Annotated in this window: 28 protein-coding genes and 1 pseudogene; 15 read left to right on the top strand and 14 right to left on the bottom strand. The window is 53.0% G+C overall.

Annotation, left to right across the window (positions count from 1 at the left end):
• Positions 1 to 15 precede the first annotated feature (15 nt).
• The 7 genes from CFBP1590_RS25530 to CFBP1590_RS25500 all read right to left on the bottom strand — a co-directional run bounded on the left by CFBP1590_RS25530 (position 16) and on the right by CFBP1590_RS25500 (position 6,541).
• Positions 16 to 456, bottom strand: coding sequence for a hypothetical protein (locus CFBP1590_RS25530; protein WP_088236475.1), 441 nt, complete (start codon positions 454 to 456; stop codon positions 16 to 18).
• Positions 457 to 1,273: 817 nt separating this feature from the next.
• On the bottom strand, positions 1,274 to 1,537 hold the full coding sequence (locus CFBP1590_RS25525) for a hypothetical protein (RefSeq protein WP_088236180.1): 264 nt from the start codon (positions 1,535 to 1,537) through the stop codon (positions 1,274 to 1,276).
• Between the two features lie 331 nt (positions 1,538 to 1,868).
• The gene (gene tnpC, locus CFBP1590_RS25515) at positions 1,869 to 3,395 is read right to left on the bottom strand and encodes an IS66 family transposase (RefSeq protein WP_088236178.1); all 1,527 of its coding nucleotides are present in this window, start codon (positions 3,393 to 3,395) and stop codon (positions 1,869 to 1,871) included.
• 51 nt (positions 3,396 to 3,446) lie between these two features.
• The gene (tnpB, locus tag CFBP1590_RS25510; RefSeq protein WP_145958190.1) at positions 3,447 to 3,782 is read right to left on the bottom strand and encodes an IS66 family insertion sequence element accessory protein TnpB; all 336 of its coding nucleotides are present in this window, start codon (positions 3,780 to 3,782) and stop codon (positions 3,447 to 3,449) included.
• The gene (gene tnpA, locus CFBP1590_RS25505; protein ID WP_088236177.1) at positions 3,779 to 4,105 is read right to left on the bottom strand and encodes an IS66-like element accessory protein TnpA; all 327 of its coding nucleotides are present in this window, start codon (positions 4,103 to 4,105) and stop codon (positions 3,779 to 3,781) included. The genes tnpB and tnpA overlap by 4 nt, the downstream gene beginning before the upstream one ends.
• Positions 4,106 to 4,299: 194 nt before the next feature.
• Positions 4,300 to 5,166: an HNH endonuclease family protein gene (locus tag CFBP1590_RS27745; RefSeq protein WP_145958189.1), complete on the bottom strand. Its 867-nt coding sequence runs from the start codon at positions 5,164 to 5,166 to the stop codon at positions 4,300 to 4,302.
• Positions 5,159 to 6,541 carry an AAA family ATPase gene (locus tag CFBP1590_RS25500; RefSeq protein ID WP_088236176.1) on the bottom strand — a complete coding sequence of 461 codons (1,383 nt, stop codon included), beginning with the start codon at positions 6,539 to 6,541 and terminating at the stop codon, positions 5,159 to 5,161. The genes CFBP1590_RS27745 and CFBP1590_RS25500 overlap by 8 nt, the downstream gene beginning before the upstream one ends.
• A gap of 281 nt (positions 6,542 to 6,822) precedes the next feature.
• Between CFBP1590_RS25500 and CFBP1590_RS28195 the strand changes: the two are divergent.
• A pseudogene (locus tag CFBP1590_RS28195) lies at positions 6,823 to 7,431 on the top strand (histidine phosphatase family protein); the annotation flags it as partial.
• Between the two features lie 90 nt (positions 7,432 to 7,521).
• On the top strand, positions 7,522 to 7,890 hold the full coding sequence (locus tag CFBP1590_RS28770) for a DUF7693 family protein (RefSeq protein ID WP_445380960.1): 369 nt from the start codon (positions 7,522 to 7,524) through the stop codon (positions 7,888 to 7,890).
• Positions 7,891 to 7,965: 75 nt separating this feature from the next.
• Here the strand turns inward: CFBP1590_RS28770 and CFBP1590_RS25490 are convergent, their stop codons facing one another.
• The gene (locus tag CFBP1590_RS25490; protein ID WP_088236174.1) at positions 7,966 to 9,255 is read right to left on the bottom strand and encodes an RES family NAD+ phosphorylase; all 1,290 of its coding nucleotides are present in this window, start codon (positions 9,253 to 9,255) and stop codon (positions 7,966 to 7,968) included.
• Positions 9,256 to 9,456: 201 nt separating this feature from the next.
• Between CFBP1590_RS25490 and CFBP1590_RS25485 the strand changes: the two genes are divergently transcribed.
• From CFBP1590_RS25485 to CFBP1590_RS25475, 3 genes are all read left to right on the top strand, one after another.
• Positions 9,457 to 10,875, top strand: coding sequence for a PDDEXK family nuclease (locus CFBP1590_RS25485; RefSeq protein ID WP_145958187.1), 1,419 nt, complete (start codon positions 9,457 to 9,459; stop codon positions 10,873 to 10,875).
• 69 nt (positions 10,876 to 10,944) lie between these two features.
• Positions 10,945 to 11,421, top strand: a complete 477-nt coding sequence (locus tag CFBP1590_RS25480) for a hypothetical protein (protein WP_088236172.1) — start codon at positions 10,945 to 10,947, stop codon at positions 11,419 to 11,421.
• A gap of 48 nt (positions 11,422 to 11,469) precedes the next feature.
• Positions 11,470 to 12,018 carry an SH3 domain-containing protein gene (locus CFBP1590_RS25475; protein ID WP_331717155.1) on the top strand — a complete coding sequence of 183 codons (549 nt, stop codon included), beginning with the start codon at positions 11,470 to 11,472 and terminating at the stop codon, positions 12,016 to 12,018.
• A gap of 236 nt (positions 12,019 to 12,254) precedes the next feature.
• Here the strand turns inward: CFBP1590_RS25475 and CFBP1590_RS25470 are convergent, their stop codons facing one another.
• Complete coding sequence (locus CFBP1590_RS25470) at positions 12,255 to 12,503, bottom strand: CsbD family protein (RefSeq protein WP_088236473.1); 249 nt, start codon at positions 12,501 to 12,503, stop codon at positions 12,255 to 12,257.
• A 191-nt stretch (positions 12,504 to 12,694) separates the two neighbouring features.
• On the opposite strand from CFBP1590_RS25470, the gene CFBP1590_RS25465 reads away from it, so the two are divergent.
• From CFBP1590_RS25465 to CFBP1590_RS25430, 7 genes are all read left to right on the top strand, one after another.
• On the top strand, positions 12,695 to 13,285 hold the full coding sequence (locus CFBP1590_RS25465; RefSeq protein WP_088236171.1) for an acyl carrier protein phosphodiesterase: 591 nt from the start codon (positions 12,695 to 12,697) through the stop codon (positions 13,283 to 13,285).
• Positions 13,286 to 13,398: 113 nt separating this feature from the next.
• Positions 13,399 to 13,959 carry a TetR/AcrR family transcriptional regulator gene (locus tag CFBP1590_RS25460; protein WP_088236170.1) on the top strand — a complete coding sequence of 187 codons (561 nt, stop codon included), beginning with the start codon at positions 13,399 to 13,401 and terminating at the stop codon, positions 13,957 to 13,959.
• A gap of 596 nt (positions 13,960 to 14,555) precedes the next feature.
• On the top strand, positions 14,556 to 15,110 hold the full coding sequence (locus tag CFBP1590_RS25450; protein ID WP_088236169.1) for an OsmC family protein: 555 nt from the start codon (positions 14,556 to 14,558) through the stop codon (positions 15,108 to 15,110).
• A gap of 72 nt (positions 15,111 to 15,182) precedes the next feature.
• On the top strand, positions 15,183 to 15,956 hold the full coding sequence (locus tag CFBP1590_RS25445; RefSeq protein ID WP_088236168.1) for an SDR family NAD(P)-dependent oxidoreductase: 774 nt from the start codon (positions 15,183 to 15,185) through the stop codon (positions 15,954 to 15,956).
• Positions 15,957 to 16,048: 92 nt separating this feature from the next.
• A complete protein-coding gene (locus tag CFBP1590_RS25440; protein WP_088236167.1) occupies positions 16,049 to 16,639 on the top strand; it encodes a TetR/AcrR family transcriptional regulator in 591 nt (196 codons plus the stop codon).
• 3 nt (positions 16,640 to 16,642) lie between these two features.
• A complete protein-coding gene (locus CFBP1590_RS25435) occupies positions 16,643 to 17,341 on the top strand; it encodes a DsbA family oxidoreductase (protein WP_088236166.1) in 699 nt (232 codons plus the stop codon).
• Between the two features lie 64 nt (positions 17,342 to 17,405).
• Positions 17,406 to 17,735, top strand: coding sequence for a thioredoxin family protein (locus CFBP1590_RS25430; protein ID WP_088236165.1), 330 nt, complete (start codon positions 17,406 to 17,408; stop codon positions 17,733 to 17,735).
• Positions 17,736 to 17,764: 29 nt separating this feature from the next.
• Here CFBP1590_RS25430 and kefC read toward each other — a convergent pair whose 3' ends face one another.
• The 5 genes from kefC to CFBP1590_RS25405 form a co-directional block, all read right to left on the bottom strand.
• Complete coding sequence (gene kefC, locus CFBP1590_RS25425; protein ID WP_088236164.1) at positions 17,765 to 19,591, bottom strand: glutathione-regulated potassium-efflux system protein KefC; 1,827 nt, start codon at positions 19,589 to 19,591, stop codon at positions 17,765 to 17,767.
• Complete coding sequence (gene kefF / locus CFBP1590_RS25420; RefSeq protein WP_054090582.1) at positions 19,592 to 20,113, bottom strand: glutathione-regulated potassium-efflux system oxidoreductase KefF; 522 nt, start codon at positions 20,111 to 20,113, stop codon at positions 19,592 to 19,594.
• A gap of 107 nt (positions 20,114 to 20,220) precedes the next feature.
• Positions 20,221 to 20,439, bottom strand: a complete 219-nt coding sequence (locus CFBP1590_RS25415; protein WP_054090583.1) for a tautomerase family protein — start codon at positions 20,437 to 20,439, stop codon at positions 20,221 to 20,223.
• Between the two features lie 30 nt (positions 20,440 to 20,469).
• Positions 20,470 to 21,576: an alkene reductase gene (locus CFBP1590_RS25410; protein WP_088236163.1), complete on the bottom strand. Its 1,107-nt coding sequence runs from the start codon at positions 21,574 to 21,576 to the stop codon at positions 20,470 to 20,472.
• A gap of 43 nt (positions 21,577 to 21,619) precedes the next feature.
• Complete coding sequence (locus tag CFBP1590_RS25405; RefSeq protein ID WP_053481123.1) at positions 21,620 to 21,952, bottom strand: carboxymuconolactone decarboxylase family protein; 333 nt, start codon at positions 21,950 to 21,952, stop codon at positions 21,620 to 21,622.
• 561 nt (positions 21,953 to 22,513) lie between these two features.
• Between CFBP1590_RS25405 and CFBP1590_RS25395 the strand changes: the two genes are divergently transcribed.
• The 3 genes from CFBP1590_RS25395 (at position 22,514) to CFBP1590_RS25385 (ending at position 25,827) form a co-directional block, all read left to right on the top strand.
• Positions 22,514 to 23,062, top strand: a complete 549-nt coding sequence (locus CFBP1590_RS25395; protein WP_331717154.1) for an SH3 domain-containing protein — start codon at positions 22,514 to 22,516, stop codon at positions 23,060 to 23,062.
• A 183-nt stretch (positions 23,063 to 23,245) separates the two neighbouring features.
• The gene (locus CFBP1590_RS25390; RefSeq protein ID WP_088236471.1) at positions 23,246 to 24,808 is read left to right on the top strand and encodes an ATP-dependent nuclease; all 1,563 of its coding nucleotides are present in this window, start codon (positions 23,246 to 23,248) and stop codon (positions 24,806 to 24,808) included.
• The gene (locus CFBP1590_RS25385; protein ID WP_088236162.1) at positions 24,793 to 25,827 is read left to right on the top strand and encodes a DEAD/DEAH box helicase family protein; all 1,035 of its coding nucleotides are present in this window, start codon (positions 24,793 to 24,795) and stop codon (positions 25,825 to 25,827) included. The genes CFBP1590_RS25390 and CFBP1590_RS25385 overlap by 16 nt, the downstream gene beginning before the upstream one ends.
• Positions 25,828 to 25,895: the final 68 nt, after the last annotated feature.

Raw genomic sequence — 25,895 nt, 5'->3', positions numbered from 1 at the left:
CAGTAGCGTTTACTATTACTTAGGCAGATGCTTCCCATCGCTCGAACCTGACTTCACTCTACTACCAGCCTGTGCAGCTCGGTGATTTTGCAGATGCAGCATCTCACGCTCCCACTCAACCAGAAACTTCTGCCAGTCACATGCGTATGGCCCTTCAGGAAGTCGCGTTGATCCGATGGAGGCTTGTAAAAAGCGCTCTCTCCAGGGCTCGGGGATGTCTAGTTCCAATACTATATCGATGCCGGAGGTGTGGCGTTTTAGACGGATAAAATCACGAATCTCGTTGAGCTCGAGAGGCTCATGGATGAAGGCTGTGCTGCTTCGCTCCTGGTCGTCGAGATCGTCAAGGATGGCTAAGACACCGAGTGCTACTGAATCACCAGGATGGAAGGCGGCGAGCTCCCAGAGAGCCCTTCGTTTTGCTCTCTCCAGCTCGCGGAGCTTATCACTGGTCATTGTAGACTCCTCTGAATTGGTTCGAGGCTGCGCAGCGATGATGGCGTGCCGCCTGACGGCGGATGTGGCTGGCGTGAACCGAGCCACAGAAAGCTGTGTCTCGGCCCTCCGGGCGCTCATCCTGCACGTCTGCGCGCTCCGCTTGCTTGATGCTCGCATGGGAAGGAGGTCTGACGTTGCGAATCTGGGATTCCTGATGCGCTTTCCAGCAAGTGAGGCAGATGTTGCACGCACCCCAGCTTATCGCCAGGTTGGTTACTTATGGAATTTACTGAGGCGACTAGAAAATGTCGCAGGCTCAATGCTTTCCCAAGTCTCTGGATTCACCGTCGCGCTGAGCATCACCTTAGCGTGCCAAAGAAAAAACGTAAGCGTACGGGGAATACGTCTTGCGAAGGTCAGCTCGGCACCCACTAATGTGGCAGCAGTTGCTCGATCTCACTGTCTTTCTGCGTCGGCAACCGCATCAGAACATCCTTGTGTTGCTGCAGTGCGGAGCTAAATGGGGATAAACTTCGTCTAGGTCGAATAACTGATCGGCGCAATGCAAATGGATCGAGTCGTGATCGACCAGGTTCAAAGAGTGGATGGAGGAGACTGAGCGGCTCCTGCCAGCGCCCCAGCAGCGTGGAGAATTCCACTAGCCTGATGGAGGTTAGGTGATCCAGCAAGGCCAGCTAACTCAGCTCAGTTTTTCAGTGGATAGACACACCGGTGTCAGTCGAAGAACCAGTCTTTAGATAAATGAAGGATCGATTCTCGATCCTACACCTCAGCCATGAGCGCAAGAATCCTGCTAGGGCAGGATTCTTTGAAGTTACTGCACAGTTGGCTTAGCGCCTGGTGCGAACTGTTTTCTTGGCGCGACATAACTGACAAAAAGAGGCTTCACGCCGTGCTTAAGCGCAACGTCTTTCGACTTCATGCCTGAAGCAACGTCTGTTTGAATATGTGCTACGAGCATAGCGTTCACACGACCCTCTGCCCGACGAAGGCGCTGACCGTGAGAGTCCAAGCGTTTTTCATGATTTACTGACTTCTGCTCCAAGGCAGCCAGACGTTTCTCGATTTCCTCAGTCATAGGGACTCTCTTCCAATGTGCCTCTCCAACAGAGAGCGCGTGATAGAGGCCACTTGCTCTTGATCGACTCGGTAGTGATGCTGCTGAACTTCTCGCAGCCACATCGACACAGTAGATTGACTGCAACCAACAATGGATGCGATCTCTCCCTGCGTTTTCCCTTGCCGCTTGAGCTCGTGGGCTACGTGCATTACGGCCTCACGAGGAAAGCCGTCCAAGTTTCTGTATAACATCTCGCCATTATCGAATAATCGATAACCGATGTAAAGGCAGATCTCAGGTCTGTGGCACAGAAATTTCTTAAGCGTACGGGGACTACGCCTTGCGCAGGTCAGCCCGGCATCCACTGATGCGGTAGTAGCTGCTCGATTCCACAGGCCTTTTGCGTCGGCAACCGCATCAGCACATCCTTGAGATACGCATACGGATCATGCCCGTTCATACGTGCCGACTGGATCAGGCTCATGATCGCCGCAGCCCGTTTACCGCTGCGCAGTGACCCAGCAAACAGCCAGTTGGAACGGCCAAGCGCCCATGGCCTGATCGTGTTTTCGACCGGGTTATTGTCGATGGGCACGGCACCATCATCCAGGTAGCGAGTCAGCGCCAACCAGCGTTTCAGGTTGTAATCCAGTGCCTTGGCCGTGGCCGAACCCTCGGGCACAAGCGCGCGTTGAGCGATCATCCACTCATGCAGCTTTTCAGTGATGGGCACCGCCATTTCCTGACATAATCGCCAGCGCTCTTCATCACTCATGTCCTTAGCCTGCCGTTCGACTTCGTACAACCCGCCGATGGAGTGCAGCGCCTGTTCGGCCAACTGGCTTTTGTTCGCCACGTGCAGGTCGAAAAACTTGCGTCGGGCATGGGCCATGCAGCCGATTTCGGTGATGCCCTTTTCAAAGCCGGCTTTGTAGCCGGCGAAGTCATCGCACACCAGCTTGCCGTTCCAGGTGCCTAGGAAGTTGCGCGCATGTTCGCCGGCACGGCTGGGGCTAAAGTCATAGACCACGGCCTTCAGTGCCGAGAATGGCGTGGTGCAGTAGGCCCAGACATACGCGCGGTGCGTTTTCTTCTCGCCCGGGGCCAGCATCTGCACCGGTGTTTCATCGGCATGGACGACCTGCTGAGCCAACACGGCTTCGCGTAGTGCATCGACCAGCGGCTGCAGTTGTACGCCGGTTTGGCCGACCCACTGAGCCAGCGTCGAGCGGGGGATTGCCAGGCCGGCACGGCCGAAGATCTTTTCCTGCCGGTACAGCGGAAGATGGTCGGCGAACTTGGCCACCATCACGTGGGCCAATAAGCCGGCAGTGGGGATGCCCTTGTCGATCACTTGGGCAGGCACCGGTGCTTGAGTCAGTGTTTCGCATTGGCGGCAAGCCCACTTGCCACGAACGTGCTGCTCAACCGTGAACACGCCCGGCGTGTAATCCAGTTTCTCGCTGACGTCTTCGCCGACGCGCTGAAGCTGGCAGCCGCAGGCACACTCGGTGTTCTCCGGCTCGTGATGAATGACGGTACGTGGGAACTGCGGTGGCAACTGTGCGCGCTTGGGCTGCTGGCGTGGTTCGTCCGGTGCTGGAGTAGGACGAAGTGCTTTCAACTCGGCGTCGATGGCTTCGAGGTCGGTGCTGAGTAAGTCATCCAACAAGCTGCCTTGCGCCGGGCTGATCTGCTCACTGCGCTTGGCAAACTTGTGACGTTTGAGGATGGCGATCTCGTGAGCGAGCTGCTCGATGACGGTTTTGTCGCGGCGGCTCTCTCGGCCCATGGTGTCGACTTTCGACAGCAACTGCGCAGCGAGTGCGCGCAGTTGTTCGGGGGTCATTTGATCGAGATCGGGCAAGGAAGTCATGGGGGTGGATTTTACCAAAGCCGCCCACTCGACACAGCTAAAAGACCCGATTCAGAGCAACGTAATGACGCCGTTTGCGCCAATCCGCTGCCAAGGTAGGCCCAGCACCAGCGCTTGAAGTTGTTCGGGGTCGAGTTCAACTTCGTGGCCTCGATGCGTGCCATGCCAATGGAATTTTCCTTGGTTCAGGCGGCGCGCAGCCAACCAGATACCCACGCCGTCGTGCACCAATACTTTCATTCGATTGGCGCGGCGGTTGGCGAACAGATAAGCGCAGTGCGGCCTCGCCGCACCAAATACAGCGACCACACGAGCCAGTGCTGTGTCCGTGCCGGCGCGCATGTCCATAGGCTCGGTGGCGAGCCAGATGGCGTCGATGCGGATCATTGGGAGAGGCTGCTGATAAAGCGGGCACAGCCGCCCGGGTCGGAGATCGGCCAGTTCACAGTGACTGTTCGCTGCCCGGAAGAGATATCGATGCGGGCTAGATCCTGCCGAGCAGGCGCCGCCACGGCGGTCTCAAACTTCAACGGTACAAATGCAGGTAAGGCAGAGGCCTGCCGGTCACGATAGATAGGTATCCACTTGCGAACCAGATTGGCGTTGATGCCGTGCCGCAGGGCCACGCTGGCAATGGACACGTCAGGGCTTAGGCATTCCTGAACAACCTGGGCCTTGAAGGGTTTGGGATAAGAGGTGCGCTGGCGCATGGTGATCCTTGAATTGAGGGCGATGGTGTCCACGTATTTTTAGGTGGACACCATCGCCCTTAATCTGGGGATTCTGAAGGTGTGTTTGCCATCCGCTTACGAAAAAACAGCGTAGCCGAGCTGCCTTCCACTTTCGCAAGCACGCTAGCGCTGGAGAAGGCGTCCGGATTCCCCTTAAGTATTAAAAGTCTAAGTCAACCGAATGGAATAGGTGGGTGAGACAGACCAAGACTATTACGTTCCGCTTCGGGAAACAGGGCGTTACAAGCCCACCAGGCAGCGTTTCTGAAAGGTTGTGCGGGATCACTTATATATAAGCTAATTATTCTGTCCCATGTCCTCTGGGCGGCAGTTGGACGACCATCCTTGAAGTGAGCGTCGGCCTCTACCCATAGTCCAACGAGAAGCTTAAGGTGATTTTGTACTTTGTCGGCACGAAACGTAAGGTCTAAAACATCAATGCTGGTGTCACCCCTATCATCTAAGCCTACGACTGTCCACTGCCAGTTATTCGGGTGTAGTTTCCGATTAACAGGGATCCACTGGATATGATCTATGGGGTTGTCTAACCGAGGATCAATCAACAAGCGATCTTCAGCAGCGCAGTCGTAGTAGATATCCTGAATAGGGTAAGAGTACGGTGCGGAAGGAGCCAACATCCTAGAAGCGGAAACTCGAATGGGAAATTTATTCCCTTTATTTCCAGAGTTATTGCAGCGCTCACAGGCAAATAGTAGATTTTCCCATGTCCATGCTAGCCACCAGTAGTGTGTAGAAACCCTCCGCCAAACTCCATTAGTTTTATCGTCCGCCCCCAGCTTGGGGCGGAAGTGTTCAACTGGACTTCCGCACACGTCATTTGAAATTTCACAAAATGCACATTTACTATGTTGCCTTTCGAATAGAAAAGGGCGAGCGCATTGATAACCTGTACTGAAGACTTCCTTAAATTCTTTAGAGCTCAGCCCGTGGGCATTCAAAACCAGAATTGCCTCAGCCAATTTTTGGGCACGAGTTGTAGTTAGAATCTGCGGCTCCGAGCCGAGATAAAGCTTAATCATGATCTCTCGCAACCGGCTCTATAAGATCTACTACGCCATCGGTTTCGAGTTCGGCCCTTAGCGCTAGCATTACCGCATGCTGATGCTCATTTCGGAAGGGGCTACTCGCCAGTGCAGTGTACTGCCTAATTTTCTCTCCACTGATGTTCAACGTTAACCGGTCAAATCCAAAATATTCCGTATACATTTCTGTTCCGGTCATGGTGCGTGGATCAGGTTGAGTGTGCAGATCCGCTTCTCCCTCAACCTCATCCCATTCACCTGTAACTGAGTCAGGTGTGATGCGGTGGACATCGCCTGTTGTCGGATCTGACTGAACCCTGATGACTTCCTCCGGGGAAAGAGTTGCAAGCACGACGGGGCTATGTGTTGTGACTATAAATTGTAGTTTTGGGAAAGTTTTACGAAGTGCAGGGATCAGCTGAGATTGCCACTTGGGATGAAGGTAAAGATCTATCTCATCAATAATAACTAAACCTTCAAACTCTTCGGGCTGCAGGTCGGAATTTGGCGACTCCAAGAGAATGTGCCCCACTAAATCTGCTATCCAGGCAATCGTAGATTGATAGCCATGAGCGAGGGCAATAGCAGGAACTTGAAAGGTATCCGTTCCCATTTTCTGATGGAACCGGTTTCTCTCTATCAGATCCGATGCGCGCTTCACGCCTCCCTGTCCCCGCATTTCCAAGTTTATAATATCAAGCGGTAATATGCCGGTATCAATTATAGTGCTTTTTAGGATTCGCGAGTAAGCAAGAGCTTTTTTCTGCCGCTCACCGAAATGGCTTAAAAAACTCGTACTCGTTAATGCTGCTCTCGAATCGAATAACGATTTCATTCGATCCACAGAAGCCCGTGCAAGATCAGGCATCCCACCCGCCTCAGGAAGCGCGCGCTGAACTCCGTAGCCAATTACAAACCAGCTTGGAGCTTCTGTTGCTCTCGCTGTATCGAGCGGATTAACTATCTCCTGATATATGTCGAAATCATAATTGTCAGATGCGCGAATGGAGGTTTCTTTTGGCTTGAGGGTTACATTTGACCTCAAGCCCATGCCGTAAAATGGTGGGGTCTTAAGGCCGGGGTGATACTTTTGATTTATTGATGTTGGAGTGAACTGGAAGTCGGCATTAATCTCGAGAGCGCTCTTACCTCTTCTGTCCAAGAGATGAGTAATTGAACTTCCGGCTAGATCATTGACGCGCAAGCTGCCAGCTGCGGCTAAGGCGATGGCTTGAAGAATGCTGGTTTTGCCTGTGCCATTTTCCCCAATGAGAACAGTCCACATGCGCGGTTCTCCATTGGATTGCTTGAAATCTAATTTCAAGTCTTTAAGGCGTTTCAGATTTTTAATGTGTAGAGATCGGAGATACATCGCCGCCCCAAAAAATTCCAATTCAGCTTACTATACTACATCAGATCAAACAGGTTGGTATGAGTATCGAAAGGATCCGCAGATCATCCCGACGTCTCGGGATTTTTTGCCAGTCGTAGTTACTGGACGTGTCAGGTCTGATGAAAATGGCTGGTCAGCCTGAAGGCGAACGTGTGACGCCTCTGGCATTCGGGGGCAGCGGTGTATCCTTGGTAAACGTTGATTTGGGCTGTGTGGCATATGTACCGACTACGTAGGAAAACGAATGAGGAGAACTCGTCATGAAGCTTGTCAGGCTGACACGCCATGCGGAAAGCGCGGCCAACGCCGGCGAGGCTAGCTTCGATCACGCAACCATTCCTCTCACGCCGAGAGGGATTGAGCAAGCGAACCTCGTAGCTCGTTCCTTCGCGCAAGCGCCTGATCTGATCATAGCATCGCCGTTTTCCCGGGCTAAGCTGACTGCGATGGCCACCGTAGCCGCCTTTCCGGGTATTCCTGTTGAGACTTGGCCCATCCAGGAGTTCACTTACCTCGAGCCTGCCAGGTGTGCAAATACGACTGGCGACCAACGCCGGGCCTGGGTTGACGCTTACTGGTTGAAGTCAGATCCTATGTATGTGGACGGTACCGGCGCCGAGTCGTTCCGAGACTTCATTCATCGAGCTCAGTCATTCTTGGATCGACTTGCAGAGCATCCTGCTCAGGATATAGCGGTGTTTTCTCATGGGCAGGTTATCAATGCCGTCGCATGGCTGATCAAGCGTAGGCCGCAGATCTTAGATGGTCGGGCTATGGCTGACTGGCGCGAGTACGAGATCACCAACCATGTCCCCAATGGCGGTGGCTATTTGCTGACCAAGTCTTTAGACGATGCTGCTTGGAGCGTGTCCACCTCATTACTTGGAGAACGGGTCGAGGCTTCCCCGCAAGTGGGCTGTCCGCTCTCCTGTGATTCGGCTATGCAGAGTCAACCGAGCATCCACGAGGCTAGAACGGCAGTCCAGTCATCGCAGGAGGGTACCGTTGATGAGCACGCTCAAGGTGAGCTTTCTGCCAGAGAAGTAGGCCAAGTGCTTAGAGACGTGACTTGGGGGCGGCGTCTTATGACCAAGGTGGGTCACGAGTCGTGGGGTGGGATCTATGCCGGTAACTTCCGCGTGCTTATAGATGGGTGGGAGCTGTTAATTTACAACGACTGTGATGAGCTCGATTACTGCGAAGAATGCATCAGCCCTGATGGGCGTCGTTGGTCGTTTGATTCAGGGGCTCGATTTGGAACAGATCCCACTGCGTTGCTCAGCACTTGGGAACATCACACGCTTGAGAAACTGCTGAAGGCTCTCTAGCGGTCGAGTTTCGTCGGCCACGACGGCTTCCGCCGCCTCGTATCTTCTAACGCCTGCGTCCAGCGTATAAAGCTTCTAGTGATCATCCCAATCGTCGTAATACTCGTCGGACTCTGGCTGACCATCCTCGCGCTGCAGGTCTTCCGTTATGAATCTGACACGACAAACCTTATGCCTCACCAGCGTGTCAGGCACGTACTCAATCGCAGGCGTCTGCGATGAGGGGCTGCTAAGCAAATCATCTAGGCTCGTAAAAGCAGTTCGAGGCTCGAGTGAAGCCACCACCGCATGATTAAAAAGAGTCAGGTTAGTGCCTTTCCGCACTTGAGCGGATTCGAACAGTACACCGTCGAGCGGCGGGTCGAATTGCGTAGCCAGGTACTCCGCCATGACTTGGGTAGCCAGGTATTCGTGTTCCTGGTTCGGAAGCACTGGTACGGTGATTTTTGCGTGTAGCGTTTTCAAGAAGATGCGCCTACCCATTTGCTCTTCATAGCTGGCTTCAAAGGCACTCAACGGCTTCGCTTCGTAGGCTTCATCCAATGCGATGAAGTCCAGGACGCGGACGGGTCTTGTGAGTTTGAATTCGCCGCTTACGACTCGTCCTCCTACTGGTGGGCGAAGTTCGGCAACACATGTTTTTCGATCAAAGGCTCCATAAAAAGCAGCCAAGCCTTTAGGGTTCATTCGGCCAGCACCAGCGGCCTCCTTGGGTGGAGGTCCGAGTTCTGCAGCAGGCTTGCTAATGATCGAGTCGTATTCTGCAAGGGAATCACAGCGCCTGGCACGAAAGATCTGTTCGTCGACAAGCTCTCTAATAACGGACATCGAGCCATCAGGGCTTTTGAAGGATGAGAGCCCTCGAAACAGCCAGTCCAGAAAATCCTTGGCATGCTGACTAAAAAATCGATTTCCATGCTTCATTTCGTTCTGAAAATTCAGCCATCGAGCTTCTGCTTCTCTTGGTCGAATCACTCTCCACTCATAGTTTTCATCATCGCTGTACCTCGCTTCACCTCCCTGCATGATGTCGTAATGGGAGCTTTCGTTGAGGTCGCAGAGAACACGCTCGACAACCGGGTCGTCCTCATCCAAACCAAGTAATTCTGCGACATGAAAAATAAGGGGGTCGCCAGCCTGCTCTGTTTCAGAGCGTTTCCCATTGTCATCGTAATGATCGTATATCGCTCCAGGATGGCAATACTTCTGGAGGACATCGTCGACCATGGTGATCAGGTCGTCGAATGGGATAGCCTTACGCCTTTTTAGGCAGAACGAGCACTCCGCAGTCACGCCGGTTCGCCTGATCAACCCAATGAGATAGGCTTCGTTCAAGCATTGGTGGCAGATCAGGTCTTCATCCATGTGGCTGTGCCCAGCAATTCAGTTGACGGTGATTCTAAGTCAACATAGACGCTCGGCTCGATGAAAACCTGCGGCCCATAGGCTCTGCCCTCAAGGAACCCGTTGGAGACCACGTGTGGACTTGGGCTGCTTAGCCACTAGGTGTTGCAACACCATGGCTTCATAGCGTTAGCACTGACAAATGGAGTTGATTTTAAGGTTATGACCGCACCACATGCCTCGACCTACCGACGTCCCGCAGACTGGAAGCAATTCGAGCGTCTGTCTTTAGCAGTGATGAGTTGCGTCTTTAAAAGCAGGTTCGATCAGTACGGTCGGGAAGGCCAACGGCAGCATGGCGTGGATCTGTATTGTCGCCTCAAAGATGGTTCTCTCATCGCCGTTCAGTGCAAGGGACGAAATGAGAACCTCGGCAAAAATCTGACCCTGGCTCAGGTAAACCAGGCGGTTCTCGAAACAGAAGACTTTCCGTTCAAGATCGATCACTTCTTCATCCTTACCACCAGTCCGCATGACAAGCACCTTACCAATCGTGCCTTAGAGCTCACGGAAGAGCGAGCTATCGTTGGAAAGGGAACAGTGGACGTATGGGGCTGGGGGGCGCTTGAAGCTGTGATTCAAGAGAACGCCTCGCTCCAGGAGTCATTTTATCCTGACTACAAACCGAAGATTTCTCTTCGTGGCTGGTTCCTCAGGGTCGGGTTGGCTAGCTGCTTTTTCGTAGCTGCCGTCGTGGGGACTCATAAGTACCTTACCTATCAAGCCGATACAGCACAGATGAACCAAGCGACTGTCGAGGGCCTCACTGAGTATATGGATCTGAATGATCGGTTGATTCAGATCTATGAGGGTTGCCTTGGGATGCTGGACAAAGAGACCTTTGCCTTCTCATATTCTTTTCAGCAATTTTGCATCGCTCCTGTGGAAAAAACGCTGAATGCAATGGAGCATCAAGTGCAGCACGCCAGTTTAAAAATCGACATTGCAGCGATTAATCAGCTGGATGTGCTGCTCGACCTATTGCGAGAGGATTATCGACAAGGATTGATCGCCAATCAGATGAGCGATTTTTTTGAACAGGGCATCAGGGATAGCCAGAAGGCACTTTGCATTCCTAACAATTCTGATGCGTCTGCTGAACGCTTGAAGCGGCTGCGTAAGCCAGCTGACGATGCGATGAACCGGCAACTGGAGTTCTATTTCATCCTCCGCGACTTTATCCTGCCTGGGCTTCAATCCATGCAGGCAAATGTGCTCGTCGCAGCTCGGCAAAGCAACCGCAGTGGCCTATCAGAACAGATGCTGAGTGACGCGCATCAGTTAAGCGAGCTACTGAAGCAGCGCCATCAGTATCGAATGGAGGAGCCACAGCAGCCTTTCACTCTGTCTGCTGTCAAGCATTTGAGCTCCCGAGGGATAACAATATCAGGCGAAATGGACACCATGATTGAAGATGCCCGCTATGCCCACGTTTTGCTCAAGGGGATTCGAGCATCATTTCTTGGCAAGCACGAGGACGTGAGTGAGCTAATTGAATGTGGCGTCTATGTTAAGGATGCCGGAGTAAGGTTCCGCAAGGATGAAGAAGCCATCAAGGCCTCCGCCGTACCAAACGCCTGAGATGAGCAGTCAGGCTGTTGCTTACCGAGGCGGTGCTGTTGGTAGCGCGGGTGCACAGAGGCATGTCACATGACGCAACAGCTCTTCGATTTCGACCTCAAACGCGTTTCTCGCTGGCACTACATAACTGGCAAAACCGCAATCAATTTCCCCTACCCAGGGTGTATCACTGGTGGTTGGCACTTCCTGTCTTACTTCGACCGAGATTCGGGCGTTGCCAAGGTGTCGCTTGCAGGGATTCACTACCCTAACACCGATGCGTTTTTTGGCGACACGGGCATCACTGATGTGACCGAGCAGCCCAGGAAGGGTGGCTGGCCCGTAGAGGAAAAAAACCTCTTCATGGCTGACCACTACAGAGCCGCAGCAGACATGATCGTGAAATGGGCTTTGAGCGATTCAAGACACTGCAATGTAGAAGTCGCGGAATGGTTCCCTTCCCCTGAGGCGAGAAGTCGGCTGCTTGAGTTATTGGAGCTTGGCAAGCCCAAGCTTTTGGAGCTGAGCAGGCTGCAAAAAGTAGAAGCTTGGCTAAGCTCGCAATAAGTGATGACGTCTGGTTGGTCAGGAAGACAGCCGTGTAATACGTACTGAATGAGAGCAATGGATATGCGCAAGAAGTCCCAATCATGGTTTGTCCCGGTGCTGATTCTTTTTGCCGTTCTGTGGGCAATAGGGAAGAAAGACACACCTCCCGCTTCGGTACAACCAAGCGCCCTGAGCACGCCAAATACGCTAACGTCAATTTCGCCGAGTCAGTCCTCAGCGCCGGCCCCTGCCACTGCGACTGAGCACTTTGTAAGTGCTGATAATCTCAATGTCCGGGATCAACCAGGCGGTAAGGTCGTATCGAAGCTGAAGCGTGGGGAAAAGGTTCAGGTTTTCGAGACGAGGAATGAATGGGCGCGCATCAGCACTGATGGTCAGTCTTCGAAATGGCTTTCGTTAAAAAGCCTGTGCAGCGGGTCGTCCTGCTACATTGTTTCGAAACCCAAACCAGTGACTCAGCCAGTGCAGCCTGCTCTCCAACAGACTCCAGCTTACGGTTTCTCATGCCCCTGTTTCTCTGGAAATGTGTGTATAGGGCCTCGCGGTGGTCGGTACTGCATAACTTCCGGAGGAAACAAGCGCTACGGCGTTTGACCCATTATCTAATGACGGCCTTCACGCAGATTAGTGATTTCGCAGGCGCGTAGGCAGAAAGCCCGGTAGAGCAGGCTGTAACGTCACGATAAATTTCCCTGCAGATTACGGGTATTGGCTTTGAATCCTTGCGACCGCCCCCGTTGCTGACCAATGGGCAGGTTCAGGGGGCGGGGGATTGAGCGCAAGAAGCATTTCTCTATTGGGCGAATCCTTTCTTCCTGAATCACCTTGGATCAGCGGCGCAGGAGACGGTTAAGTACAAGTATGGCTACTGCACCAATCGCGATAGCAGCCACTGGTTTTTCTTTCGCGAATCTAGACACGCTATCAAGTGCATCGCCATAGGTTTGAGTCAGCTGGCCAGCAGCTTGGCGTCCCGCACCTTCGGCTTCAATCTTCGAATCACCCAGTAGTTTTCCCACTGCGCTTTGAGCTTTGCCGGCAACCTTCTCTACAACGCCCTCAACCTGTTCGCTTTTCATGATTTCAATACCTTCGTGAGTGAGCAGCTCAGATTCAGCTGAGCTAGCGGCCATGTGCACGGCTTTAGGGGGATGAGCTTCAAAATAAGTTCAAAGTTGGTAAGGCTCAGGAACGAACCCATCTAGTAGATAGGACATTTGCGACTCTGCTATCTTGACCGTCGACCGCTACTTGCATGAGGGTGCATGGGATGAATTATTTGGCTCATCTACACCTTGGGGGGCAATCGTCTGACGAGCTCCTGGGGAGCCTGTACGGGGACTTTGTTAAAGGCCCACTCGCAGGGCGCTTTTCTCCTAAAACTGAGACTGCGATTCAGCTGCATCGCACGATTGATGCCTTCACTGATGCCCACGGGTTGGTCAAGCGAGCGCTGTCACGATTTCCCAACGAGAAAAGACGCTACGCTGGGATCGCTCTCGACATGTTCTTTGACCACTGCCTCGCGCGCGATTGGGAGCAATACTCTAACGTCCCGCTGGATGATTTCGCGCAGCAGATCTATGGGATTTTGGAGGCAGAGCCTAACCTTCCTCCGTCACTGGCGCAGGTCGTGCCTTTGATGATCTCGGAGGATTGGCTGTGCGCCTATAGAGACCTTGAAATGATTGGATATGGCCTGGGCATAATCTCGATGCGCCTTTCCAGACCAGAGGTGCTTGATGGATTGTTCGAACATCTCGAAGGCAATTATGAGCTGCTGAGCGCAGATTTCAGTGAGTTTTACCCAGCACTCCAAGATTTTGCGCGTGTGCCTGCTGACGCAGACCCAATGTGTTGAGGTTGTGGCGCACTGGCCAACTCGACTCAAGGGTGAAGCCTGGTAAGGCAAACGCTGTCTTATGATGAGTGACTAATTTATGATGCCCAGATGACAAATTCGGATTCGGCATCATGAGTACACGTTCAGACCTTTTGACTAGCGCCGAAGTTCTGCTGCGCACTAAAGGCTACGCGGCCTTCAGCTATGCCGACCTTGCGGACGACATCGGCATCAAGAAGGCGAGTATTCACCATCACTTCCCCACCAAGGAAGGCTTGGCAATTGCCATCGTCGAGAGCTACCTGTTCCGGTTTAAAAAGCAGCTGGACGCTATCAATGATGAACACGTAAGTTTTCTTGACCGCCTGAATGCGTTCGCCTTGATGTTCGCGCACAGCAGTCAAAACGGGATGCTTCCACTCTGTGGTGCCTTGGCCGCAGAGCTTCTGGCCTTGCCTGAAAGTCTCAAAGAAATGACGAAGGATTTCTTTGAGATCCATCTCACTTGGCTCCAAGCAAATATTAAGCTGGGTCAAGATCGAGGAGAACTCAAAGCCGACCTAGATGTAATCAGGGTTTCAAGGTTCATATTGAATACTTTGGAAGGTGCGAGCTTTGTTTCTTGGGCGATGAGCGATGACTACGAGAAATCCTCGGGATTTGATTTGATTTTATCTAGCCTTCGTCACTGAACTACCAAGAGCGAGCGACCTTGAATCATTTGATTCAGGGTCGCGAGCCGATCTACGCTTTTTTCAATTAGCGCGTACTGAAATCCACCGGATAGATCACTCGGTATTATCTGGTGTGCGATAGATTTGCAACCAATGACGTGAAGGCTTGCTTGTAGGAGGCTCCTATTCGTGGTCGCGGATCGTACAATACCGCCCATGACGAGCGTCAACCGCGCTCTTAGCTGCGTTTAAAGTGACCTCTTGAAACGACCCCCCGTCTCGTCCCAGCACGTTGCCTGGGGTTACATAAACAGTCATAAAGCCTCCCTGATTTCTATCCACGTAATGATGGCACCATGCCGTCACGCCTGCACAATTGCATAAAACCTACCCCGATGCATAGAGCCGTGCGATGTCTTGCCAAGGCGCCGCTCTCGGTGATTCTACTGATCACATCACCCATTGCTTTGCCATCAATATTCCCAATTCCTCTATGCAGCCTAAATTTACAAAGCTATCGGTATCATCACATCCCTTGTAAGCCATCCTACTACTTGGTAGGCTTGTTTCTCTCCCGGCCTAATCGTCAGGCTTATCTGAAGAGGAACATCTACATGAGCAGCAATCTGAATGGTATCGATGTAGCCGCACTGCAGAATTTCGCCGAAGGCGTTGCTGTAGATGCGAGCAAGCGCCACGCGAGCTTCAACGTTAAGACCGAGTGGAAAGGCCAGACTCGCTCCGTAGCTAAGGTCAGCCGTTACAGCCTGGCCGGTGAAACCTATTCCCGCAATTTTGAAATTGCCGCCGACGAGCCGAATGAATTGCTGGGCGAAAACACCGCTCCTAACCCTCAGGAGCTGCTGATGGCTGCTCTCAACGCCTGCATGTCGGTCGGCTATGCCGCCAATGCCGCGATGATGGGCATCAAAATTTACAGCCTGGAGATCGAGACTGACGGCACCCTCGACCTGCGTGGCTTTCTGGGCATCGATGAAAGCGTTAACCCAGGCTACGACGAAGTAAGTGTCGTCATTCGCCTGCACACCGATGCGTCCCGTGAGCGCGTAGAGGAACTGCACAACGTGGTGCTCAAGACTTCGGTCAACTACGCAAACTTCTCTAAAGCCATCCGCATGCTCCCTAAGCTCGAAGTCATCGAAGGCTAGCCGTCCTGGCTACAGGTCAGCACGGCACCTTGCCGCTGGCGACCTCTCACTTATCTGATACCGGAGTCTGTAATGAACGATTTTTTTAAAGGCAAAAAACTGTTGGTCGTCGGCGGCACGAGCGGCATGGGCTTGGAAACAGCGCGCCAGTTTTTGAAAGCGGGTGGCAGCGTGGTTCTCACCGGCAGCAAACAGGATAAAGCCGATGCTGTGCGTGCCGAGCTGAGTCCGCTGGGGAACGTATCAGTGATCGTTGCCAACCTCATGACCGAGGAAGGGATGAATCATGTACGCAACGAAATCAATGCCAATCACAGTGACATCGGCTTCATGGTGAACTCTGCAGGCATATTCATTCCGAAGCCTTTCATCGAGCACGATGAGGCGGATTACGACATGTACCTGGATTTGAACCGCGCCACATTCTTTATCACGCAGGCAGTGGTCAAAAATATGCTTGCTGCCAAGCGCGAAGGCTCCATTGTCAACGTCGGTTCGATTGGCGCACAGGCCGCGCTGGCCGGCTCTCCAGCAACTGCGTATTCGATGGCTAAGGCGGGTCTGCACGCAGTCACCCGTAACCTTGCAATTGAATTGGCTCACTCAGGTATCCGAGTCAATGCCGTTTCGCCTGGCATCGTTCACACCTCGATCTATGAAGGCTTCATGGACAAGGACGCGATCCCTGAAGCGATGAAGTCACTGAACAATTTCCACCCACTGGGTCGAGTGGGTGTTCCCGAAGACGTCGCCAATACCATCCTGTTCTTGCTGTCCGATAAAACTTCCTGGGTGACCGGTGCTATCTGGGACGTTGATGCAGGGGTGATGGCGGTACGTGCCTAAACACCGATGCAAGCGCTGCGTGTAGCGCCTCTCATTGGGGCGCTTCCCAGCACGCTGCTCCGGTTATAAGGCTGCTGGCTGCAGGAGTTCAAATGTCCATCACGACAAAAGCCGCGCTGCTGAGCTACGCGGAAACCCAGATGCGTTCAAAGGGTTACTCAGCGTTCAGTTACGCGGATCTCGCAGCGAAAGTCGGCATTAGAAAAGCCAGCATTCACCATCACTTTCCTACTAAGGAGTGCTTGGGCGCGGAGCTGATCAACGACTACATCGCTCGGTTCAACGAGACGTTGGTGTCAATCGAGATCAGGCATCCCGATCCACTGCAGCGCTTACAGGATTTTTCCCGACTTTTCGTGATCAGCGCGAATGAGGGGCTGCTGCCGTTATGCGGCGCCTTGGCGGCGGAAATGGCTGCATTGCCTTTGTCGCTTCAAGGGCTCACCAGGGACTTCTTTAATTCGCAACTCGCCTGGCTCCAAAGCACCCTTAGTGACGCAGTCCGGCAGCACAACTGGTCACTGGGAACACCCGCTGAGAACTTCGCCTTCATGCTGCTGAGTATGTTGGAGGGCGCAAGCCTCATTGATTGGACGCTCGGTCGATCAATCGACCCTTTGGCAGGTTTTAACCATTTGCTTGAAATGGCGGCAATTCAGTCTTCATTTCTTCGTGCAGGATAAATTATGCAAACCCCTTCGAAAAAATTCGTAGTCGATATTTGGTCTGATTATGTGTGTCCTTGGTGCTGGATTGCCAAGCGTCGTTTTGAAAAAGCGCTCGAAAACTTCCCGCAGAAAGACGATGTACAGGTCAACGTTCGGGCCTATCGACTGGCTGCAAATCACGCCCCTGAACCGATGGTCGCAGCACTGAAACGTAAGCTCGGCAACCCAGATTCCGCAGCAGCGATGATGAACACTGTGAGTAAATATGGCCAGGCCGACGGGCTGGATTACCGCTTCGACACTATGATGTTCGGCGATACTGCTGATGCTCATGTCTTGGTGAAAGCGGTTGAAGACGGGGCAGTGAAAAAGCGCCTTGTGGAAGCGCTGTACGAACAAAGCACCAGCCACGGTAAGTCACTTTTTGATCGCGCCAGCTTGGCGGTGATTGCGAAAGATGCAGGTGTGTCGGATGCGGCAATTCAATTGGCGTGGTCATCTGTAGAACTGCGCGTAGAGATGGAAGCGGATGAGCATTTCGCCGCCCAGTTGGGTTCTGGCGTGCCTCTCTTCGTCTTCAACAATGAATTCTCTGTTTCCGGTGCACAACCTGAAGCTGCTTTTCTTGAAGCGCTCAATCAAATGGTAGAAAGCGCGAAAGTCGACGATAGCTCATTGATGGGCCAAGTCTGCGGCATCGATGGCTGCAAAGTTTGATCGGCAACGGAACGTGGCACTCACAAGGTGCCCCCTTTTCCTTAACACAACACGTGAGACCCAAATGAGCCGTATCGTTGAGTTGAGCGCTCCCCAATTTGCCCGCTTTGTTGCCAAAGGCAGCAGTGTCGTACTGTTCTCAGCATCTTGGTGCAAACCTTGTAAAGAGATGAAGCCAGTCTTCATGGATTTGGAAGCAAAGCTCCATGCTCTGGCAGTGTTTGGAAAAATTGATATTGCGGTATCACCGACGATTGCGCAGATGTATGGCATTCGCACTGTGCCGTCCTTGGCAGTGTTCCACGAAGGCCGATTGTTGAAAGTCTTCGCCGGGTCTAAATCAGTTTCAGCCTTGAAAAAAGCAATCGTCACTGAGCTGGAGGACGCTAGCTAAACAAGCATCCTCCTCGACCGGTAAGTCAGTCAGCTATCTGACTCGCTGCGTGGAAGGCTCACCTTTCCTGGGCCTGCGTCAATTGGATGAGCGCGATCTTCATTGAATATTTCCGTTAGTAAAGCGTTGGCTCGTTTGTAAGCGTCGTACTTGAATTCGGTATCGTCCTCGGGCTGAGCGGCCATCTCTTCTAGCATTTCCGAGTTCAGGCGACGGAATCGATCCGCACGCTCACGAGCTTCGTAGCGTCCTATCCCGAGTTGCCCCAAAGCCCTGCGCCCCAGGGACAATGCGCTTTCAAATGTCTCTCGCTCGACTTCTTCCACACCCATCTGACGTAGGGTAATGATGTGCCCCATATCTCGAGCGCGCACCACCAGTTTTAGGGATGGAAAATGCTCCTGGGCCAACTTGGTCAGTGCCAGGTTATCGTCCTGATTATCGATGGCGTTGATCAGCACCACGGCTTGAGCAGCGCCCGCTGCGTGCAGTAAGTCGAGGCGGGTGGCATCCCCGTAGAACACCTTCACCCCGAACTTTCGCAGTGTCTCGATGTGGTCGGGATCATGATCCAATACCACGACTTCAAAACCACAAGACATCAGCAGTCGCCCAGCGATCTGCCCGAATCGACCGAAGCCAGCAATGATGACCCGAGGGTTGCTCTGATCAATGGTGTCCGATTCCTCGCTGCCCTGTTTGCTCGAAGACTCCAGATGATTGAGCAAAAGGATCAACAGTGGCGTTACACACATGGACAGCGCCACCGCCAACGTCAGGCTTTTACCCCAAGGGTCTACCAGGATGCCGGCGACGGTCGCTGCGCCAAATACTACAAAGGCAAACTCACTTCCCTGTCCAAGGAACACCGCCTGCCATGAGCGCTGATCACTTGGGACATTCAGGAAACGCCCCAGGAGCTTGATCACGAGCAGCTTGATCAGGATAAAGCCCAAGGTCAGAGTGATGACTTTCAGCGGCGAATCGATCAGCGTTCCGAAGTCAATCGACATGCCTACGCCGATGAAGAACAGACCCAGCAACAGTCCTTTGAAGGGTTCAATATCGCTTTCCAGAGCGTGGCGATATTCCGAGCTGGCCAAGAGAACGCCGGCCAGGAAGGCGCCCATGGCCATGGATAAGCCGGCCTCTTCCAACAAGAGACCGAACCCGAACACCAGGAACAGTGCGACGGCACTGAAGATTTCCCTCAAGCCGGAGCGCGCTACAAAGCGAAGGACAGGGCGAGATACGTATTGGCCCAGGAGAACCACTGCGACAATCGCCCCGACGATTTTTGCGATGGACAGGGCCAACTCTGCACCTGAGGGCGTACCACCATTTGCGGCCAGCAGTGGGATCATGGCCACTAGGGGAATCGCCGCGATGTCCTGCAAAAGCAACACGGCAAAACTGCTGCGACCCACTGCGGTGGAGTTCATGTTTCGCTCGGTCATGGCCTGCATCGCGATAGCAGTCGAGGACAGGCTTAACGTCAGCCCTACCAGCAGCGCAGCCGTCCAGTTCAAGCCAAGTGCAGCGCAAAATATTGCGATGGCCGCACCGCATGCCAGCATCTGCAAAGCGCCACCGCCGAACACCATGCGGCGCATGGCCCAAAGGCGTTTGGGGTCGAGTTCGAGGCCAATGATGAACAGCATCAACACCACGCCGATTTCAGCAAAGTGCAGGATGGACTCGACATCGGTCACAAGCTTCAAACCCCATGGGCCGATAAGGCAGCCGGCTATTAAGTAGCCTAGAACCGGGCCAAGCCCTAACCGAACGGCGATTGGGACTATCAAGGCAGCTGAGCCCAGGTAGATCAGCATTTCAATCAGACTATGAGTGTCCATTCAATCTTCCTTCCATGACGTCAGGCGTTCGCCATAAATATGGATCTGCTTGAGCAGTGCGGTTTGATCTGCTCTGTAAGCGCCATGGACTGCAACTGGGCTTAGCCAATGCATCCCGCAGTAACTCGCCGTTGCCTGAAGGGGCTGAGACAGTACGGCAAAACCTGGGTAGTCGCCGCCTTCAAAATGATCATGCTCTCCACCGGTAGTCACGGCCCACAGCAGTTTTTTGTTTTTTAAAGCAGTGCCACCCGCGCCGTAGGCCCAGCCCTGAGTGAAGACTTTATCGATCCACAGCTTCAAGAGAGGTGGGTAGCTATACCAGTACAGAGGGTGTTGCAGAACGAGGAGATCTGCCTGTTCCACCGCCCTCTGCTCAGCTTCAACGTCGATATTGAAATCGGGGTAGAGGTCGTACAGCGAACGGATTGCGACATCGGGATTGTTGGCTGCCAGCTTGAGCATCAACATGTTGACGTTGGATTTATCAGGGTAAGGATGGGCGTAAATGATCAAAATCACGGAGTAGTCCCCACAAACCTGGCGTTCTTTAAGAACGGAAAAGCTCCCTGTTCATTGAGCATAACCGCACTCAACGAACAGGGAGCTAATGACCTGAAGGTGAAGCCTTACTGGCCGGCTTGCAGCTTCAATACTTCCTGCGCAGTCACAGGTTTGCCAGCAATACCCCAGTCTCCGCTCTTAACCTCTTCGAAGATGACCCAGGTGAGGGCACGCATGTTTTCTCCCTCTACCGATACCATGGCGTCAGTCACTTTGCGGATGACCTCGGCTTTTTGCTCGTCGGTAAAAACGCCTTCAATGCCTTTGATAGTCACGAGTGGCATGGTGTTCTCCTAAATGTTTGGGATGGGATATCAAGCGTTGGCCGCTGCGTATTCCGGATAATCGGTGTAACCCTTATCAATCGAATCGCTTACACCGTAGTAGGTCGCGCGATCACCTTCGGCCAATGGCCAATCGTTCTGCATACGCTCTACCAGATCAGGGTTGGCAATGTAGGCGGTGCCAAAGGCAATCAGATCTAGCTCGCCTTTGGCCAGCTCAGACTCTGCGATCTCCTTGGTGAAGCCGCCCGCAGCCATCAAGGTGCCCTTGTACGCTTCACGGAATGCTGCGCCGAAACCAGGTGGTGTTTGTGCGGCAAGGATGGTCGGTTGGTAGTTCAGATGAACAAATGCCAGCTCTCGCTCGTTGAGGGCAGCCGCCATACTCATCCAAGTTTCTTCTTCGCCTTCGTACACACCGAAGTCATAGAGGCGACCAAACGGAGAGAAGCGCACACCGATCTTCGATCCGCCGATTTCAGCAGCAATCGCGTCAATGGTTTCCAGCAGGAAGCGCTGACGGTTGGCGATGGAGCCACCGTACTGGTCTGTCCGAGTGTTAAGTGCGCTGCTCAGGAATTGGTCGAAGAGGAAGCCGTTGGCTGCCATGATTTCGATACCGTCAAAGCCGGCGTCGATGGCCATCCGTGCGGACTTCACGAAGTCAGCGATGACGCGCTTCACTTCTTCAGTCTCCAGGGCGCGTGGTGCGCTAGGTTGAACAGGGCCTGATTTGGTAGGTTCGATCCAGGCATACACAGTGGTATCCACTGCAGGCACCGTGCCCGAGGACACAGGCACGATGCCATGAACCGATACATGGGACATGCGACCAACGTGCCAGAGCTGAGCAAAAATTTTCCCGCCCTTGGCATGCACTGCGTCAGTCACTTTGCGCCAGCCTGGTAAGTGCACATCCTCATAAATGCCAGGGGTGTACAGATAGCCGCGAGCCTCATCGGAAATAGGCAGGCCTTCGGTGATCAGCAAGCCGGCAGAAGCTCGTTGTGCGTAGTAAAGCGCGTTGGATTCATTCGGAATGTTGTTCAAGGTTCGGGTGCGAGTCATGGGGGCCATGACAACGCGGTTTTTCAAAGGAGTACCGGCCAGATCGTAAGGAGTGAACAGCTTATTCATGATTTATCTCGACGTCGTTGAAGGGAGAAATTCGGCGTTTGATTTAGGACTTGTCGAACGCGTCGAGTACGTGGGTGCTGTAAACCATCGCAGCACCAGCATTCATGTTGATGGCCACACCCAAGGCTTCAGCTACCTCTTCACTGGTTATGCCGAGCTTCTTGGCTTCAGCAGCATGGAAGGCAATGCAGCCATCGCAGCGTGTCGTCACGGCCACTGCAAGGGAGATGAGCTCGCGAGTCTTGGCGTCCAGATGGTTGGTTTTCCCACCGGCGGCGCCGAGAGCGGCCATGCCTTTCATCGTTTCTGGCGACAGGCCGTTGAGCTCTACCAAACGAGTATTGATGTCTTTGCGGGTTTGCTTCCAATCTTGCATGGGATTCTCACAGGGATGGCGTTGGTTGCATGAATTTAAAATCTGCAACAAAGCTACCATCCAGTTGGTAGGCTTTCAACGATCATGTGTTGATTTTTAATATCAATGCAATTGAATGGGCAGTTTGTGCTGATTTTTGGAAGGAGAGATCGAGTGAGAAATATTGCTCAGCTAGCTGGAGGCTCATCTGGCGGGTTGTCTAGCAGCTCTACCATGTAATACCACTGCATTTTTTGGTGACACCAGCGTCACTGGTGCGACCGCGCAATTGGGATTGCGTGGCTGACCTTCAGAGTGCAGAAAGCTCTTCATGGCTGACCACTACAGAGCTGCGGCGGACATGGTGGTGATTGGGCATTGAGCCATTCAAGACACTGCAACGTAGAAGTAGCCGAATGGTTCCTTCCTCTGAGGCGACGCAGCGTCTGCTCGAGATACTGGATCAGGGAGAAACCAAGCTTTCAAAATTAGGTTGGCTGCAAAAAGTGGAAGCTTGGCTAAGCTCGCAATAGGTGATGATGTCAGGTTGGTCAGGAGGACAGCCGTTGTCATACGTGACGAATGAGAGCAATGGGTATGCGCAAGAAGTCGCAGTCATGGTTTGTCCCGCTCCTGATCCTTTTTGCCGTCCTGTGGGCAGTGGGGAAGAAGGACACGACTCCAGCCCCCGCACAGTCAGGCGTTCTGACCGCGCCGAGTGCGTTAGAGTCGACTTCTCCAGCCTCACCCTCAGCGCCGGCCCCTGTCTCTGCGACTGAGCACTTTGTAAGTGCTGATAATCTCAATGTCCGGGATCAACCAAGCGGTAAGGTTGTTTCAAAGCTGAAGCGCGGGGAAAAGGTTCAGGTTTTCGAGACGCGCAACGAATGGGCGCGCATCAGTATTGGTGGTCAATCACCGAAATGGCTTTCGTCAAAAAGCCTGTGCAGCGGGTCGGGCTGCTACGTTGCTCCGAAGCCCAGACCGTCGGCCCAGCCTCCACAGCCTGCTCGCCAACAGACTCCAGCTTACGGTTCCTCGTGCCCCTGTTCCTCAGGAAACGTGTGTATTGGGCCTCGGGGTGGTCGATACTGCATTACCTCTGCCGGTAACAAGCGGTACGGCGTTTGAGCGATTAACTGATGACGTCTTGCCGGGGGTTACACTTTCGCAGGCGCTTTAGCCGGTAGACGAGCCGGTCTCTTGACGAGGTTTCGTTGCAGACGGATAGGTATTGGCTATGAATCCGTAACCACCTGACTCTACAACCAGGTGGTTCACCCTCATTTTTGATTTTCCAGCTCAGTGCTAAACATGCACACCATACGGAAAGTGGTAATTCAGAATTTCAAAAAATTCAAAACGCTCACGCTCGATTTTGAGTCTGGGAAGAATGTGCTGATTGGCAACAATGAGGCAGGAAAAAGCAGCATTTTGCTCGCGCTAGACCTCGCGCTCGGCGGGAGTCGCAACCGCATTGAAGCTCTGGGTGCAGAAGCTCTGCTCAACAAGGATTCGGTTGACACTTTCCTTGCTGGGGAGAAGAGCCTGGAGAAACTACCTGAGCTGATAGTCGACGTTTTCCTAGAGGAAGGTGACGACGAGGGCCTGTATGGAACCAACAACGCCCACCAGCGCCAGACTGACGGTGTGCGCATGATCCTTGCGGTGATGGCCGAGTATGGCGAAGCGGTGAAAGCCATCTTGGCTGATGATCAACCGAACTTCCCATTTGAATATTATGCGGTGCGGTTTGAAACGTTCGCCGGCAGGCCCTACGCAGCATTCAACCGCCCCATTAAGCACATGATGCTAGACGGTTCACGTATTGATGGCGATCACGCGTCTCGTGAATACACCCGAGCCGTGTACGCTTTCAACGCACCCGTAGAAGATCGGTACAAACTTGAAAACCTGTACCGCCAAGGCAAGCAGGCGTTTACAGGACAACATCTCGCAGCGCTCAACGCTGACCTACCCGCGTATCAGTTTGACGTACGGAGTGGCGTCCGGTCGAACCTGGAAATCGACCTAATCCTCACGGAAGACAATATTCCGCTTGAGAACCATGGCAAAGGAAGGCGGTGCTTCATCAAGACCGAATTTGCGCTTAGCAAACACAAGCAAGGCGGCTTGGATGTAATGCTCTTGGAGGAGCCTGAGAACCACCTCAGCCATTCCTCGATGAAAGCACTCGTCGCCAAGCTGGCGGAGAACGAGAGCACACAGCTTTTTATCGCAACCCACAGCAGCCATATTTGCTCAAGACTTGACCTTCGGCATGCCCTTTTGATCGGCCCGAATGCAGCTGCTGGCTCACTTAAAGCCCTATCACCTGACACCGCAGAATTCTTCATGAAAGCCCCGGACAACAACGTCCTGGAGTTCGCGCTCTCAAAGAAGGTGATATTGGTTGAAGGTGATGCTGAATTCATCCTGGTGGAAGAGTTCTATAAGCAATGTACAAATGGACATCTACCGCATGTCGATGACGTTCACATAATCTCTATTGGCGGCACCAGCTTCAAAAGGTACATGGAGCTCGCTAACCTGCTCGGAATTCGAGTTGCAGCCATACGGGACAACGACAAGGATTATCAGAAAAACTGCGTAGAAAACTACGTCGACTTCGTTTCGGATAACGCCAAAGTCTTTGCCGACAAAGACGATGCCCGTTCAACCTTCGAAATAGGGTTGCACAACGACAACGAGGAAACCTGCAAGACTGTCTTCGGCCCAGGACGAAAAACCCTCTCCCCCTTGGAATACATGCTGGCAAACAAGGCAGAAGCCGCGTTTGAGCTGCTGAAGGGAAAGCCCGGTGAGCTGACCGTTCCGGCCTACATCGCGGAGGCAATCCAATGGATAAACGAGTGATGTTCGCTGTGGCAGGGTCAGGGAAGACCACCTTACTCGTGAAGCGTCTGAGCCTAGAAAAGCGCGCACTGATAATCACCTACACGGAGAACAACTATCGCCATTTGCGCGATAGCATCATCAAACGGTTTGGCCATGTGCCGAAAAACATCAACCTGCTGAGTTATTTCACGTTCCTTTATAGCTTCTGCTATCGCCCTCTGCTGCAGGTGCATATGCAGACGCGGGGAATCAGCTTTCGAGCTCCGCACGCCCGTACGCTAAAGCTCAAACGGGACAATATGGCGTATTACGCCACTAAAAGCGGCAGCGTTTACCACAATCGCCTCGCAAAGCTCCTAGAAACCGTTAATGCAATTCCTGACGTGATGGCGCGAATGGAGCGCTTTTACGATGAGTTTTATGTCGACGAAGTTCAAGACCTAGCAGGTCATGATTTCAACCTGCTAATGGCATTAGCGAAAGCCAAGGTTGAAATGCTATTTGTAGGTGACTTCTACCAGCATACGTTCGACACCAGTCGTGATGGAAACGTGAACAGCTCGCTACACGCCGACATTGGGAAATACGAAAAGCTTTTTCAAAAAGCGGGTGTGACTGTCGACAAGGAAACACTGAGCCGAAGCTGGAGGTGCGGTGTCACCGTATGTGATTTTATTCGAACACATCTGCAGATTGATATGCAGTCACAGCATACCTACGAAACCGAAATCATTCCTCTGGCCAATCAGGTGGATGCTAACGCCGTACACGCCGATGGCAACGTGGTGAAGCTGTTCTATCAGGAGCATTACAAGTACGGGTGCCTGTCTAACAACTGGGGCGCCAGTAAGGGTTTGGATCACTACAACGATGTGTGCGTTGTACTGGGTACTACTCACTGGAAGATCTATCAGACGTCCTCGCTCGCCGCGCTCCCCCCACAGACAAAAAACAAGCTTTATGTTGCGTTCTCACGGACTCGCGGAAGGCTGTACCTAGCGCCCGAAAAACTTTTCAAACCCTTTAAAACGGACTAGGTCGTAGCCATGGGTGGTGATGTCTGGCGTAAGACCTTGCCCAGAAAGTATTCTCAGTATGAAGGGGA

Source organism: Pseudomonas viridiflava, assembly GCF_900184295.1.
Classification (GTDB): domain Bacteria; phylum Pseudomonadota; class Gammaproteobacteria; order Pseudomonadales; family Pseudomonadaceae; genus Aquipseudomonas; species Aquipseudomonas viridiflava.
This window is presented reverse-complemented; position numbering and strand designations above follow the sequence as displayed.

What these genes read in the sequence shown, in the direction of transcription:
- CFBP1590_RS25530 (WP_088236475.1), bottom strand. Translation starts at nt 456, where the DNA reads ATGACCAGTGATAAGCTCCGCGAGCTGGAGAGAGCAAAACGAAGGGCT.
- CFBP1590_RS25525 (WP_088236180.1), bottom strand. Translation starts at nt 1,537, where the DNA reads ATGACTGAGGAAATCGAGAAACGTCTGGCTGCCTTGGAGCAGAAGTCA.
- tnpC (WP_088236178.1), bottom strand. Translation starts at nt 3,395, where the DNA reads ATGACTTCCTTGCCCGATCTCGATCAAATGACCCCCGAACAACTGCGC.
- tnpB (WP_145958190.1), bottom strand. Translation starts at nt 3,782, where the DNA reads ATGATCCGCATCGACGCCATCTGGCTCGCCACCGAGCCTATGGACATG.
- tnpA (WP_088236177.1), bottom strand. Translation starts at nt 4,105, where the DNA reads ATGCGCCAGCGCACCTCTTATCCCAAACCCTTCAAGGCCCAGGTTGTT.
- CFBP1590_RS27745 (WP_145958189.1), bottom strand. Translation starts at nt 5,166, where the DNA reads ATGATTAAGCTTTATCTCGGCTCGGAGCCGCAGATTCTAACTACAACT.
- CFBP1590_RS25500 (WP_088236176.1), bottom strand. Translation starts at nt 6,541, where the DNA reads ATGTATCTCCGATCTCTACACATTAAAAATCTGAAACGCCTTAAAGAC.
- CFBP1590_RS25490 (WP_088236174.1), bottom strand. Translation starts at nt 9,255, where the DNA reads ATGGATGAAGACCTGATCTGCCACCAATGCTTGAACGAAGCCTATCTC.
- CFBP1590_RS25485 (WP_145958187.1), top strand. Translation starts at nt 9,457, where the DNA reads ATGACCGCACCACATGCCTCGACCTACCGACGTCCCGCAGACTGGAAG.
- CFBP1590_RS25480 (WP_088236172.1), top strand. Translation starts at nt 10,945, where the DNA reads ATGACGCAACAGCTCTTCGATTTCGACCTCAAACGCGTTTCTCGCTGG.
- CFBP1590_RS25475 (WP_331717155.1), top strand. Translation starts at nt 11,470, where the DNA reads ATGAGAGCAATGGATATGCGCAAGAAGTCCCAATCATGGTTTGTCCCG.
- CFBP1590_RS25470 (WP_088236473.1), bottom strand. Translation starts at nt 12,503, where the DNA reads ATGAAAAGCGAACAGGTTGAGGGCGTTGTAGAGAAGGTTGCCGGCAAA.
- CFBP1590_RS25465 (WP_088236171.1), top strand. Translation starts at nt 12,695, where the DNA reads ATGAATTATTTGGCTCATCTACACCTTGGGGGGCAATCGTCTGACGAG.
- CFBP1590_RS25460 (WP_088236170.1), top strand. Translation starts at nt 13,399, where the DNA reads ATGAGTACACGTTCAGACCTTTTGACTAGCGCCGAAGTTCTGCTGCGC.
- CFBP1590_RS25450 (WP_088236169.1), top strand. Translation starts at nt 14,556, where the DNA reads ATGAGCAGCAATCTGAATGGTATCGATGTAGCCGCACTGCAGAATTTC.
- CFBP1590_RS25445 (WP_088236168.1), top strand. Translation starts at nt 15,183, where the DNA reads ATGAACGATTTTTTTAAAGGCAAAAAACTGTTGGTCGTCGGCGGCACG.
- CFBP1590_RS25440 (WP_088236167.1), top strand. Translation starts at nt 16,049, where the DNA reads ATGTCCATCACGACAAAAGCCGCGCTGCTGAGCTACGCGGAAACCCAG.
- CFBP1590_RS25435 (WP_088236166.1), top strand. Translation starts at nt 16,643, where the DNA reads ATGCAAACCCCTTCGAAAAAATTCGTAGTCGATATTTGGTCTGATTAT.
- CFBP1590_RS25430 (WP_088236165.1), top strand. Translation starts at nt 17,406, where the DNA reads ATGAGCCGTATCGTTGAGTTGAGCGCTCCCCAATTTGCCCGCTTTGTT.
- kefC (WP_088236164.1), bottom strand. Translation starts at nt 19,591, where the DNA reads ATGGACACTCATAGTCTGATTGAAATGCTGATCTACCTGGGCTCAGCT.
- CFBP1590_RS25415 (WP_054090583.1), bottom strand. Translation starts at nt 20,439, where the DNA reads ATGCCACTCGTGACTATCAAAGGCATTGAAGGCGTTTTTACCGACGAG.
- CFBP1590_RS25410 (WP_088236163.1), bottom strand. Translation starts at nt 21,576, where the DNA reads ATGAATAAGCTGTTCACTCCTTACGATCTGGCCGGTACTCCTTTGAAA.
- CFBP1590_RS25405 (WP_053481123.1), bottom strand. Translation starts at nt 21,952, where the DNA reads ATGCAAGATTGGAAGCAAACCCGCAAAGACATCAATACTCGTTTGGTA.
- CFBP1590_RS25395 (WP_331717154.1), top strand. Translation starts at nt 22,514, where the DNA reads ATGAGAGCAATGGGTATGCGCAAGAAGTCGCAGTCATGGTTTGTCCCG.
- CFBP1590_RS25390 (WP_088236471.1), top strand. Translation starts at nt 23,246, where the DNA reads ATGCACACCATACGGAAAGTGGTAATTCAGAATTTCAAAAAATTCAAA.
- CFBP1590_RS25385 (WP_088236162.1), top strand. Translation starts at nt 24,793, where the DNA reads ATGGATAAACGAGTGATGTTCGCTGTGGCAGGGTCAGGGAAGACCACC.